This window comes from Chryseobacterium sp. GVT01B, assembly GCF_019970045.1.
In the GTDB taxonomy this organism is placed as follows: domain Bacteria; phylum Bacteroidota; class Bacteroidia; order Flavobacteriales; family Weeksellaceae; genus Chryseobacterium.
Genome location: NZ_JAHXYI010000002.1, coordinates 251,982 through 266,540, shown reverse-complemented (window position 1 = coordinate 266,540; position 14,559 = coordinate 251,982). Strand labels below are relative to the sequence as shown.

Annotated in this window: 7 protein-coding genes; all 7 read left to right on the top strand. The window is 39.9% G+C overall.

The window, feature by feature from the left end; genetic code table 11:
- Positions 1-47 precede the first annotated feature (47 nt).
- The 7 genes from LC457_RS04640 to araA all read left to right on the top strand — a co-directional run bounded on the left by LC457_RS04640 (position 48) and on the right by araA (position 14,549).
- On the top strand, positions 48-2,570 hold the full coding sequence (locus LC457_RS04640; protein WP_223598824.1) for a glycosyl hydrolase 115 family protein: 2,523 nt from the start codon (positions 48-50) through the stop codon (positions 2,568-2,570).
- A 263-nt stretch (positions 2,571-2,833) separates the two neighbouring features.
- A complete protein-coding gene (locus tag LC457_RS04635) occupies positions 2,834-5,572 on the top strand; it encodes a T9SS type A sorting domain-containing protein (RefSeq protein ID WP_223598823.1) in 2,739 nt (912 codons plus the stop codon).
- Positions 5,573-5,762: 190 nt separating this feature from the next.
- Positions 5,763-8,396 (top strand): glycoside hydrolase family 3 C-terminal domain-containing protein, encoded by a 2,634-nt coding sequence (locus LC457_RS04630; RefSeq protein ID WP_223598822.1) that lies wholly within the window; start codon positions 5,763-5,765, stop codon positions 8,394-8,396.
- A 53-nt stretch (positions 8,397-8,449) separates the two neighbouring features.
- On the top strand, positions 8,450-10,441 hold the full coding sequence (locus tag LC457_RS04625) for an alpha-L-arabinofuranosidase C-terminal domain-containing protein (RefSeq protein WP_223598821.1): 1,992 nt from the start codon (positions 8,450-8,452) through the stop codon (positions 10,439-10,441).
- 127 nt (positions 10,442-10,568) lie between these two features.
- Positions 10,569-12,269 (top strand): ribulokinase, encoded by a 1,701-nt coding sequence (locus LC457_RS04620; protein WP_223598820.1) that lies wholly within the window; start codon positions 10,569-10,571, stop codon positions 12,267-12,269.
- Positions 12,270-12,303: 34 nt separating this feature from the next.
- Positions 12,304-13,014 carry an L-ribulose-5-phosphate 4-epimerase gene (locus LC457_RS04615; protein ID WP_223598819.1) on the top strand — a complete coding sequence of 237 codons (711 nt, stop codon included), beginning with the start codon at positions 12,304-12,306 and terminating at the stop codon, positions 13,012-13,014.
- A gap of 38 nt (positions 13,015-13,052) precedes the next feature.
- Positions 13,053-14,549 carry an L-arabinose isomerase gene (gene araA / locus LC457_RS04610; protein ID WP_223598818.1) on the top strand — a complete coding sequence of 499 codons (1,497 nt, stop codon included), beginning with the start codon at positions 13,053-13,055 and terminating at the stop codon, positions 14,547-14,549.
- Positions 14,550-14,559 lie beyond the last annotated feature (10 nt).

The following is a 14,559-nucleotide window of genomic DNA, read 5'->3' as shown; positions in this document are numbered from 1 at the left end:
TTTGAATTGAGTAAGACTACAAAGTTTTTAAAATAAAAAAACTGATTATGAATCATCTGAAAATATTTGTCTTTGTTGTGTTGTTTGGGTTTGGTCTGCAGGTTCATGCAGCAGAACCGTTCATCAATACTGAAAAGACCCCGGAAAGTATTATTTTAAAAGAAAAAGCAACCAATCTTTCGATCTTTACCAACTTCGGAACAGATAAGGGGGTTATGAGAGCGGTGAAAAATCTGCAGACTGACTTTCAAAAAGTGACAGGAGAACAGCCGGCGATTCTTAACCAAATTTCAGGATTGCAGTCACCTTTAATAATTATCGGAACTATAGGGACAAAATCTGTCATTGATGATTTAATCAGGCAAAAAAAAATTGATGGAAAAGCATTAACTGGGAAAAAAGAAAAGTATATCATTCAGAATGTCAGCAATCCTTTTCCAGGAGTTACCGAAGCCATTGTGATTGCAGGAAGTGATAAAAGAGGAACTATTTATGGAGTTTATGAAATGTCTCAGCAGATAGGTGTTTCACCATGGTATTATTGGGCGGATGTTCCGGTTCCGGTAAAGGAAAATTTATATTTCAAAAAAGGAATGTATACCGATGGTGAGCCTGCTGTAGAATATCGCGGTATTTTCCTTAACGATGAAGAACCTTCGCTTGGAGGTTGGGCAAGGGCAACTTTCGGAGGAATAAACAGTCAGTTTTATGAAAAAGTTTTTGATCTGATCCTGCGCCTGAAAGGAAACTATATCTGGCCGGCAATGTGGGGAAAAGCATTTTATGACGATGATGCTCTGAGCGGTCCGCTGGCTGATGAAATGGGGATTGTGGTGGGAACTTCTCACCATGAACCTATGGCTTTGGCACAAACAGACTGGCATAGGTATATCAAAAAAAATAATCTTCCGAATGTCTGGGATTACAGTAAAAATGCAGAAGTGCTACAGAAATTCTGGAAGTCAGGAATAGAAAGAAGCAAAAACTGGGAAAAGTTGGTAACAGTGGGAATGCGGGGTGATGGCGATGAAGCAATGGGGGATGGAACCAATATTTCCCTGCTGGAGAAAATTGTAAAAGACCAGCGTAAAATCATTGCGGATGTTACTGGTAAAAAAGCAGAAAAAACTCCTCAGGTCTGGGCATTGTATAAAGAAGTTCAGGACTATTATGATAAAGGAATGCGGGTTCCGGATGATGTTATTCTACTGTTCTGTGACGATAACTGGGGAAATGTAAGAAAGCTTCCTGATCTTTCAAAACCATTGCATAAAGAAGGATATGGAATGTATTACCACTTCGATTATGTGGGGGGACCGAGAAATTCTAAATGGATCAACATCAGCCCCATCCAGAGAGTATGGGAACAGATGAATCTTTCTTATGAACACAAGGTGGACAAACTTTGGATAGTGAATGTAGGAGATTTAAAGCCCATGGAATTTCCCATCAGCTTTTTTCTGGAAATGGCCTGGAATCCAAAGCAGTTTAACGCTAAAAATCTTTTGGAATATACTGAAAGATGGTCTGCTCAGCAGTTTGGAGAAAAACACGCCAAAGAGATTGCCAGGATGATTAATCTGTATGCCAAATACAACAGGAGAGTAACGCCTGAAACCCTTGACAGCAAAACGTACAGCCTAGAGAATTATCATGAATTTGAAACAGTTCTCAATGATTACAGGGCATTAGTAGTAGAAGCCTTACGTCTAAAAGAACAGATCTCTTCAGAATATCAGGATGCCTATTATCAGTTGGTTTTGTATCCTATTGATGCCTGCAGTAATTTATATGAAATGTATTATGCCGTAGCAAAAAACAGGGAACTGGCAGTAAAAAAAGACCCTGAAGCCAATCTTTATGCAGATAAAGTGAAGGCATGTTTTGAAAGAAACACGTATCTGGACCATCAATACAACAATGTAATAGCCGGAGGAAAATGGAAGCATATGATGGATCAGATGAGAATAGGGTACAAAAGCTGGGCGGATGGAAAAGAAAATATAATGCCCGAAGTCACCTATATTTCAGAATCTGAGGCTCTCAAAGAAAAAGTATTTCAGGAAAAAAACGGTTATGTATCTATTGAAGCGGAAAACTTTGCAAGAATGCATCAATCAGAAAAAATCTATTGGGAAGTAATTCCTGATTTTGGAAAGACAAAATCAGGAGTGACAACCTTTCCACAGAATGCTTATCCTAAAAACGATGAAAGTATCTGGCTGGAATATGATATAAATTTTGAATCAAAAGGTGAGTTTGATGTCCAATTATTATTAGCTCCGACTTTAAATTTTAATCATAATAAAGGACTTCGCTACGAAATTTCTTTTGACAACGAAACTCCGCAGATTGTGAATTTCAATGGCCATTACAAAGGAGAATTGGGAAAATGGCAGTCAGAGCATATTATTAAATCTATTACAAAACACGCAATTTCGCAGACAGGAAAACACACATTACGTTTCAGAGTGCTCGAACCTGGCATTGTTCTGGAAAAAATATTGATCAATACCGGAGGTCTAAAACCTTCTTACCTGGGGGCTCCGGAAAGTGAAATGCTTCACTGAATACTCCAGTATCCATAACAAACAACACTTTAGCCATGAAACAGTAATCTTAACTCACATTCAATTTTAAATACAGTTCCAAAACAGAGCGTAAAGAAATAGAACAGCGGATATCTGTAAGTAATTGTATTTAACGGATCGCTGTCTGATAACTCAATGCATTTTCCTGATGGTTTTTTGAAAATTAACTGTCTTGACGGGGTATATATTGCCCTTATTTTAATTGTTTACATCAAAATCACAAATATTTAAACCAAAACATTATGAAAAAATTTTTAAGTCTTGTTGCCATTCATTTTATGGTCTTATTTTTCAGCGGCATGCTGCAAGGTCAGCTTACAACGGTAAAAATTGACAAAAATATTATTTATCAGAAAGTAAGAGGGTTCGGAGGGTTTGTGTGCAGTCCTCAGTTTGCTTATAACCATATGTCAACTTCGGAGATTCAGAATCTTTGGGGAGCTTCCAGTGAAGGTGGATATAACATTATGAGACTATATATTCCTGAAAACAGCAGTAACTGGAGTTCTGTATTGGCTACTGCACAGCTTGCCAAATCAATGGGACTTACCATTTTTGCTACACCGTGGACAATGCCTGCAGCCTGGAAAACCAATAATCATGTAAATGCCGTGTACACGGATACCAACGGAGTACAGCAGATAGGATATCTGAAAACCGAAAATTATCAGGACTATGCCCTTTATCTCAACAGCTTTGTTACTTATCTTCAGAATAACGGAGTAGATCTTGACTATATTTCCATTCAAAATGAACCGGATGAAATGGCTCAGTACCAGGGTTGTATCTGGACACCGGCTCAAATTGCCACTTTTATCAAAAATTATGGACATCTCATCAACTGTAAGGTTATTGCTCCGGAAAGTGTGGGATTTACGGATAATTTTGCCAGTGCTTTGCTGGATCCCACGGCAATGGCTAATTTTGAAGTATATGGAGGACATCAGTATGGCCTTATCCAGTCTACCTACAAGCAGTTTCAGAATTACAATAAAGAAATCTGGCAGACAGAATATCTGATCAACTGGAATTCTTCATCCACTCAGCCGGCCCGTGATTTCAGCTGGAATACAGATGCATTTACCTTTGCCAGTAGCGTCAACAATGCTTTATTAGGCAATATCAATGCATGGATCCATTATTCCGCCAAACGTTATTACGGTTTAATGGGGGACGGAACTTACGGAACTACCGCAGGAGTAATGACCAAAAGAGGTTATATCCTTTCACATTATGCCAAATATACAACGGGAAAAACAAGAATAGACGCGAAATGGGATGACAAAACCGGAGTATTACAAGGTTCTTCCTATATTTCCCAGGATGGAAATCAGGTTGTTCTTATGATCATTAATCCTTCTCAGAATACTTATAGTTTGAAGGTTGATCTCCCTTTTTACACAACTTCAGGAACAAAAGTCCTTACCAATACACAATCCAATATGGTTAGTACACCTATTTCTATAGGTACGGCAACATTCCGGCCTACGGCTGATATCAGCCCTTCCAGTGTCATAACCTTCGTTTTTAATAAAAGCGGTGACAGACCTGCTTCTCTGATGACAGGTGGTGATATTCATTATAATAAAATTGAAACACAGTCTGCTACCAATACAGCTTTTGGTACGGGATTCAATATAAGCAATACAACAGTGACGTTCTCCAATCCAAGTCCTCTTATCAGCAATAATATGACCGCGGCTAACGGATATCTACAGCTTAACGACAGGTACAATAAACTGGTCCTGCATGTAAACAGCTATACAACGGCAGGACAAAGTTATTCGGACAATACAACTTTATACTATATCAACAGCCAGGGCGTAACGAAATCTTATAACTATGGAAAGATTAATTTTCCTCAGGGAGGAAATTTTGATATGACATTCGATATTTCAAGACAGGTTCTTACAGACGGATGCAAAGGGATTCTGGGACTGAGAAATTCAAACTACAGCTCTATACTAACCCTTAATCTTGGAGACGTTTATTTTAATGTAGGAAATGAAAATGCTTCAAAATTCGGAGGAACTTATTCCGCAAGTGACAGCTATCTGATGGATGCGCTGGAAAATGGCTACTATACATCAGTCGATTTCAGAAATACTGCAGGCATTACTTCCTCAAACAACTGGCAGCCTATGAGTGCGGATACTAACAGCATCTATTACATCAATTCAAATGTAAATTCGTCGGTCAATAATGTGATTTCAGGTGCTGCATGTTCAAATCTTGTTCTCTCCGGCCAGGGTATGGATTTTCAGGTACCGTTCAGTTTTACAGCTAATAACGCTTCTTACAGCCGTACATTCAACGGTTATGACATGTTGATCTTACCATTTCAGGCTAATATACCGTCCGGAGTTACTGCTTATACATTGTCACCCGGAGCAGGCAGTATAAGTAGTACCGCAATTTCAAACGGAATTATTCCTGCAAATACTCCGGTGCTTATCAATGCAGCAGGAAATATTACTTTCAACGGCTCAGGAAATGTTTCCACACCCAAAGCAATCACTGTCAATCAGATGAACGGAGTCTATCAGAGTATCAAAGTCCCCGCCAATGCCTATGTCTTGAAAACAGAAAACGGCATAACAGGTTTCTATAAGGTAACTGCAGGAAATGAGCCTGTAATAGGATCTTTTAAAGCTTATCTTACAGAAGAAAATACATATTCTGCCAACGTTCTTCCTTTAAATTTTGGATCATTAAGCGCCAGAAATATTTCTGCTGAAGCTAAAAAAGAGGGTGTAAAAATATATCCTAATCCGGTAAAAGCAGACCTTTTCATTGATTCTGATCTGTCAGAAGCAGCTGCCACTATTTTTGACGAGAGAGGAAGTGTCATCAGTTCCGGATTGAAAATAAACTCAGGAAAAAACCAAATTAATGTAGGAGATTTCCCGGCTGGTATTTACTTCATTGAAGTTGCTTATAAGAATAACACAGTGATCACACAAAAATTTGTTAAAGAATAAATTGAACTCAAAGCCATCATAAGTCAGTTTATGATGGCTCATTTACTACCATCGATGATGTATTGAAAGATTAAAACAGACAAAATTTAAAATATATACAGTCAATTGTGAAATCCGCAAAATCTGCAGGTAAAATTATTAACAACAAAAATTTCTAGAGTTTTCAGATTTTATTGAAACCATAATCTTTATGAGAAGAATTGTATTAACCTTATGTACAACCCTGGCAGCATCTTTATTTTTTGCCCAGAGCCATTATAAATACCCGTTCAGGAATCCTGATCTTCCTGTTAATGAAAGAATAGAAAACCTTCTTTCCTTATTGACAACAGAAGAAAAGATAGGAATGATGATGGATAATTCACAGGCAGTTCCGCGTCTGGAAATTCCAGCCTATGGATGGTGGAATGAAGCTCTTCACGGGGTAGCAAGAGCAGGAACAGCTACTGTTTTTCCACAGGCTATCGGGATGGCTGCTACATGGGATGTTCCGGAGCATTTTAAAACTTTTGAAATGATTTCTGATGAAGCACGGGCAAAATACAACAGATCTTTTGATGAAGCTATGAAAACAGGACGATACGAAGGACTGACCTTCTGGACACCCAATATCAATATTTTTCGTGACCCAAGATGGGGAAGAGGTCAGGAAACCTATGGTGAAGACCCTTATCTTACCTCCGTTCTGGGCGTTGCTGCAGTAAAAGGTTTGCAGGGAAGCGACCCGAAATTTTTTAAAACCCACGCCTGCGCCAAACATTTTGCGGTACACAGCGGACCGGAATGGAACCGCCATTCCTATAACGCAGAAATATCAAAAAGAGATCTGTATGAGACGTATCTTCCCGCTTTCAAAGCATTGGTTCAGGAAGGAAATGTAAGAGAAGTAATGTGTGCCTACAATGCTTTTGACGGGCAGCCATGTTGTGCAAACAACACTTTACTTACTGAAATTCTCCGTGGAAAATGGAAGTATGACGGAATGGTGGTCTCAGACTGCTGGGCACTGGCCGATTTCTTTCAGAAAAAATACCATGGCACTCATCCTGACGAAAAAACAACCGCAGCAGATGCCCTGAAACATTCCACGGATCTGGAATGCGGAGATACCTATAACAATCTGAATAAATCTCTGGCAAGCGGACTGATTACCGAAAAAGATATTGATGAGTCGATGCGCAGAATCCTGAAAGGGTGGTTTGAGCTGGGAATGCTTGATCCGAAATCTTCCGTTCACTGGAATACCATTCCGTATTCTGTAGTAGATTCTGAAGATCATAAAAAACAGGCACTGAAAATGGCACAAAAGTCAATTGTGCTGATGAAAAACGAAAAGAATGTTCTGCCTCTCAGCAGAAATATTAAAAAAATTGCCGTTGTAGGCCCGAATGCTGATGACGGATTGATGCAGTTAGGAAACTATAACGGAACACCTTCTTCCATTGTAACGATTTTAGACGGAATCAAAACCAAATTTCCAAATGCTGAAATTATCTACGAAAAAGGAAGCGAAGTAACAGATCCTTCGTCCAGAAAGTCATTATACCAGAATTTTATCAGTCAGAAAAACGGTGCAAAAGGAATGAAAGTAGATTTCTTCAATAATAATGAATTCAAAGGGCAGTCGGCTAATACTTCCGTAAATTCCACTGCGATCAGCTACAACAGCTTTGGAGGTACTCAACTTGCACCCAATGTAGGAAGAGAAAATACCTCAGCTATTATTTCAGGCATTTTCAAAAGTACTTATACAGGGGAGGTTGTGTTTTCTGCTTCCACTTCTGATATCTATACACTTTTCGTGGACGGAAAAGAAATCGCAACAAGGAAAGGACCTGACGCAAGACATCCTTCAGAGTTTTCTGTAAAAATGGAAAAAGGAAAAGAATACCAGATAGAACTGCGTCATACACAAAAAGGAAAATATGTAAGCATCAGCTTTGAGGTCTACAGAAAAGACCCTGTTAATTTTGCTTCGGTGAGAGAAAAGGTGAAAAATGCAGATGTCATTCTCTTCGCAGGCGGACTTTCTCCAAGTCTGGAAGGTGAAGAGATGATGGTGAATGCAGAAGGCTTCAAAGGCGGTGACAAAACTTCTATTGCCCTTCCTAAAGTCCAGCGGGACCTGTTAGCGGAGCTTAGAAAAACCGGCAAACCTGTTGTTTTTGTTCTTTGCACCGGAAGCGCTCTGGGATTGGAACAGGATGAGAAAAATTATGATGCCCTGTTGAACGCCTGGTATGGCGGACAGTCCGGAGGAACGGCCGTAGCAGATGTTTTGGCAGGGGAATATAACCCTTCCGGAAAATTACCCATTACCTTTTACAAAAACCTTGAACAGCTGGACAATGCTCTTTCAAAGACAAGCAAGCACGAAGGATTTGAAAATTATGATATGCAGGGAAGAACGTACCGTTATATGAAGGAAAAACCTCTTTATCCGTTCGGGCATGGCTTGAGCTATTCCAAATTTGTTTACGGAGATTCTAAACTGAGCAAGAATACGATCAGTACCAGCGAAAATGTGACGATCACAATTCCCGTAACCAATGTTTCAGAAAGGGATGGAGAAGAAGTCGTTCAGGTTTATATCAAAAGAAATAATGATGCCCAGGCACCGGTAAAAACGTTAAGGGCTTTTGAAAGAACTCTAATTAAATCCAAAGAAACAAAAAATATTCAGCTGACTCTCTCTAAAGACTCATTTGCGTTCTACGATGAAAAAGCAGATGATCTGGTTGCAAAACCCGGCGACTATACCATTTTTTATGGCGGAACTTCTGATGATGCAGGATTGAAAAACATTTCGTTAAAAGTAAAATGAAAATTGATTCAGGATAAATTGAGACATGCTTTAGCTTTCAAAATATACGATCTATGACAACAAAAAATAAAATATTCTCCATTGTGATTTCTCTGAGTGCCACTTTCTTTTCGGCTCAGAATAATGCCATCCGTACTTATAACCTTGACATAAAAGAAAACTCCGCCAATATTAAAATACAGCCTACAATGTACGGGGTTTTCTTTGAAGATATCAATTTTGCAGCAGACGGAGGAATATATGCTGAATTGATTAAAAACCGAAGCTTTGAATTTGATGAACCTTTTACAGGATGGATACAGCCCAATACAAAAACGCTTTCTCCTAATCTTGATTCCGGATTTCTGACAATTTATTCCAATCCTTCCAGAGCCAATAAAAATTACGCCCGGATTACGGTTTTGAATAATAAAAATTATCTTCTGGAAAATGAAGGTTTCAGGGGAATTGGTCTTCATGAAGGTGAAAAATATGATTTCAGTTTTGATCTGGAGAATGTTTCAGGAAATATTTCGGCAGTAAAGGCTAGTCTTGTTGATGAAAAAGGAAAAGAAATTTCTTCGGTTTCCACGCTCATAAGAGAAAAGGGATGGCAAAAATACAATATTGTTTTACAGTCCCCGCGAACTATTGAGAAAGCGAGACTCCGGATTACATTTACCGGAAACGGAATTGTGAATATGGATATGATCTCCCTCTTCCCGCAGGATACCTGGAAAGGCAGAAAAGGAGGCTTACGAAAAGACCTCGTTCAGAAATTATATGATTTGCAGCCCGGATTTTTGAGGTTTCCGGGAGGCTGTATTGTAGAAGGAAGAACCTTGGCAGAACGGTATCAATGGAAAAAAACAGTAGGAAATGTGGCAGACCGTGAATATCTTATCAATAAATGGAGCACTGGATTTCCGCACAGGCTTACACCGGATTACGGACAGTCTTTCGGGTTGGGATTTTTTGAATATTTTCAGCTTTCCGAAGATCTGGGCGCAGAACCCATCCCTATTCTGAGCTGTGGAATGGCATGTCAGTTCAATACGGCAGAGCTGGTGAAAATGGAGGACCTTGATCCTTATGTTCAGGATGCTCTGGACCTCATTGAATTTGCCAACGGAGATCCCGAAATAACAAAATGGGGGAGAATCCGAACTGAAATGGGACATCCAAAGCCTTTTAATTTAAAATTTATCGGAGTTGGGAACGAGCAATGGGGAGCAGATTATATTGAACGTTATAAAGTTTTTGAAAAAGCTATCCACACAAAATACCCTGACATTAAGATTATTTCAGGAAGCGGACCATCACCTGATGGCGAATTCTTTGAATATGGCTGGAAAGAGTTGAAACAGCTTAACGCACAGATTGTTGATGAGCATTATTACAATTCACCCGACTGGGTCATGAAAAATGCCGGAAGATATGACCATTATGACCGTTCCGGACCCAAAGTTTTTGCCGGGGAATATGCCGCTCAGTCTGTAGGTGTAGTGAAGCCGGATAATAAGAATAGCTGGCTGACAGCACTTTCAGAAGCTGCTTTCATGACCGGTCTCGAAAGAAATGCAGATGTTGTCTATATGACTTCTTATGCACCGCTTTTTGCTCATGCCGAAGGGTGGCAGTGGACACCTGATCTTATCTGGTTTAATAATCTGAAATCTTACGCCACTCCTAATTATTATGTGCAAAAATTATTTTCCAACAATAAAGGAACAGATTTACTGAAAATAGAAAATGAAGGAAAAGCTTTATCAGGGCAGGAAAATTTATATGCTACAGCAGTGAAAGATGCAAAAGGGAATGAAATAATTATTAAAATAGTTAATACTGATACTCAGGGTAAAAGAATCACCATTAATCCCGGAAATTTGAAAGTTGGTAAAAAACTGACCCAAACATTATTGTCTGCGCCTCAGCTTTCCAGTGAAAATAATTTCGATGCTGAACTAGTGAAACCTAAAGAAGAGATTTTTGAAGCCAAAAATGGCAAAATATTCACTGAAATTCCTGCCAGTTCTTTAGTGGTTTTAAAGCTAAAACTAATTTAATAAACTGTTAATTAAGTTGTTATGTAAAATAAGTGTATTTTTTACATTTATTTAAAATAGAATCTTATATTTGTTTTTATTTCATCAGGAGAAATAAAAATCTCAATCATCAAAAACGTTTACCACCATGAAAAAATATGTTATCGGGCTGGACTACGGTACAGATTCCGTACGGGCCGTCCTTATTGATACTGAAAACGGTTCCGAAATAACTTCTTCAGTCAGCTACTACCAGAGATGGAAGGAAGGCCGATTTTGTAATCCCTCAGCCAACAGTTTCAGACAGCATCCTTCAGATCATATTGAAGGTCTGGAGAAAACCATTTCAGAAGTTGTAAGAGAAAGCGGAATACCGGCAGAGCAGATCGTCAGTATTTGTATTGACACTACAGGCTCTTCACCGTTACCACTAACAAGTGACGGAGTAGCCTTAGCATTGGTTCCGGGATTTGAAGAAAATCCCAATGCCATGATGGTTTTATGGAAAGACCATACCGCTATCCGCGAAGCCGAAGAAATCAATACCCTTGCAAGAACCTGGGGTGGCGAAGATTATACAAAATATGAAGGCGGTATTTACTCTTCAGAATGGTTCTGGGCCAAAATACTGCACATCAGTAGAGCAGATGCAGAAGTAAAAAATGCGGCGTACACCTGGATGGAGCACTGTGATTATCTGACCTATCTTTTATCCGATCATAAAGACCTGACAACTTTTAAAAGAAGCCGTTGCGCTGCCGGCCACAAAGCCATGTGGCATGAGACATGGGACGGGCTGCCTTCCGGAGAATTTCTCAACAGGCTAGATCCTTCTCTGGGGGAACTCAGAGGAAGATTATACAGGGAAACGTATACTTCAGATGAAATTGCCGGCTGCCTGAATGAAGAATGGGCTGCAAAAACCGGTCTTACCACCAAAACCATAGTTACTGTAGGAACCTTTGATGCCCACTCAGGTGCGGTAGGAGCCAGGGTGGAAGAAAATGCACTGATCAGAATCATGGGAACATCTACCTGTGATATCATGGTGGCTTCAGGAGAAACCATCGGGGATACAACCGTAAAAGGAATCTGCGGACAGGTTGACGGATCTGTAATTCCCGGATTGATAGGACTTGAAGCAGGACAGTCAGCCTTTGGAGATGTTCTGGCATGGTATAAAGATATCCTGATGTGGCCTGTTTATCAGGTTTTGATGCATTCCGAAAGTATTTCAGAAGAGCTGAAGAAAAAGCTGGCAGATGAAATGGAACATGATCTTATCAGAAAATTAACCCATGAAGCAGAAAAAATTCCTCTTTCAGATAGTGTTCCGATTGCATTGGATTGGGTAAACGGAAGAAGAACACCTGATGCGGATCAGGAGCTAAAAGCAGCCATCAGTCAACTTTCTCTGGGAACAAAAGCTCCCCATATTTTCAAAGCTTTGGTTAATGCCATTTGTTTCGGAGCTAAAAAGATCGTTGACCGTTTTGAAGAAGAAGGTCTGAAAATCAATAAAATAATTGGAATTGGAGGGGTAGCAAGGAAATCTCCATTTATCATGCAGACACTTGCTAATGTTCTGGATATGCCTATTGCAGTAGCTGCTTCAGACCAGACTCCCGCATTGGGAGCTGCTGTTTATGCCGCCGTATCAGCAGGAGTTTACCCTACAGTGCAGGAAGCAAGCATGAAAATGGGATCTGGATTTGAAGCGGAATACCAACCCAAAGCTGAAGAAGTAAAGCACTACAAAGAATTAATGCAGCAATACCAGAAGCTCGCTGATTTTGTAGAATATAATACCAAACTGAAAAACAACAGGAAAGAACTTCAGAACTCCTGATTGTTCATTTTTAACTTTTTGAATGACACTCAAAATGAATACATATAAAGAACTCCAAAGAGAATGTTATGAAGCTAATATGCAGCTCGATGCCCTGAAGCTGGTGGTCTATACCTTCGGAAATGTAAGTGCTGTAGACCGTGATAAAGGTGTTTTTGCCATAAAGCCAAGCGGTGTTCCCTATGACATTTTAAAGCCTGAAGACATGGTGATTTTAGACTTTGATGCCAATGTAATTGAAGGAAGTCTCAGACCATCATCAGATACCAGAACACACGCTTATCTCTATAAGTGCTGGGAAAATATCGGTGGGATTTCCCATACACATGCGATCTATTCCGTAGCATGGGCACAGGCACAAATGGATATTCCTGTTTTCGGAACCACCCATGCTGACCATCTCACGACAGATATTCCCTGTGCACCACCGATGCATGATCATCTCATTGAAGGAAATTATGAATACAATACCGGAATACAGATTTTGGAATGCTTTAAAGAAAAACAGCTATCCCCGGAAGAAGTAGAGATGATTCTGATTGGCAATCACGGTCCCTTTACCTGGGGGAAAAACGCAGAAAAAGCAGTCTACAACAGCAAAGTACTGGAAACCATTGCTGAAATGGCTTATCTCACCAGACAGATAAACCCTGATGCAGAACGCCTGAAAGAATCACTCATTAAAAAGCACTACGAACGTAAACATGGCAAGAATGCTTATTACGGACAGGAATTTAAACACTAAACACTCAACAAAAACAACTATTAACGATCAATAAAATTATGTTAACACCTCTCAATACCAAAGAAATCTGGTTCATCACAGGAAGTCAGCATTTATACGGGCCCGAAACACTGGCTCAGGTTGCAGAACACAGCCGGAAAATTGTGAAAGAACTTGAAAAATCTTCTTTTATCCCGGTAAAAGTCATTGTAAAACCAACCGTAAAAACTACAGAAGAGATATTTGAAACCATTGCAGCAGCCAATCAGGTAAGAAACTGTATAGGAGTTATTACATGGATGCATACCTTCTCACCCGCTAAAATGTGGATCAGAGGATTAAAAATTTTACAAAAACCTCTTCTACATCTGCATACCCAGTTCAACAGAGACATCCCATGGTCTACAATGGATATGGATTTTATGAATCTCAATCAGGCTGCTCATGGTGACCGTGAATTTGGCTTTATGGTAAGCAGACTCCGAAAAAACAGAAAAGTAGTGGTAGGGCATTGGTCAGAAGAAAGAGTTCAGAAGCAGATTGGTAACTGGAGCCGTGTTGCTGCAGGCTGGGATGACTGGCAGGGGGCTAAATTTGCCCGTTTCGGAGATAATATGCGGTTTGTAGCCGTTACAGATGGTGATAAAGTGGAAGCTGAAACACAGTTTGGTTTCTCAGTCAATACCTGGGGAATCGGTGATCTTGTAGGAGTTATCAATTCTGTAAGTGAAGGAGAAATAAAAAGCCTTATGGAAGAATATGAATCTTCTTATCATATGGCAGCATCTCTCTTGGAAGGAGGAACAAACAGAAGGTCTCTGCACACCGCCGCCAAAATTGAATTAGGGCTTGAAAAGTTTTTAAAAGATGGTGGATTTAAAGGATTCTCCGATACCTTTGAAGACCTTCACGGGCTGGAACAGCTGCCTGGAATTGCCGTACAGCGCCTGATGCAGAAAGGATATGGATTTGCAGGAGAAGGAGACTGGAAAACAGCAGCGTTGGTACGCGCCATGAAAACAATGGGGCAGGGGCTTGAAGGAGGAAATGCTTTTATGGAAGACTATACCTATCATCTTGATCCTTCCAACCCTTCTATTTTAGGCTCCCATATGTTGGAAGTAGATCCGGTTCTGGCTGCCGGAAAACCATTATGTGAGATCCATCCGCTGGGAATAGGAGGAAAAGCAGATCCCGTTCGTCTCGTATTCAATTCCAGAGGAAATATTGATTCTCTGAACGCTGCATTGATGGACTTTGGAAACCATTTCAGATTGCTGATCAACAAAACAAAAGCATTGGAAATTACAGAAGAGCTGCCCAAACTTCCGGTAGCAAGAGTCTTATGGAAACCTCTTCCAGATTTATATACGGCTGCAGAGGCCTGGATATTGGCAGGAGGTGCACATCATACGTGTTATAGTGAAAATATTTCAGCAGAACAGTTAGAAGATTTTGCTGACATAGCAGGCATGGAATCATTAGTCATTGATGAAGATACCAGAATGCGTGATTTTAAAAATACACTTCGTTGGAATGAAATGTATTATCGTTAACTAATTTTAA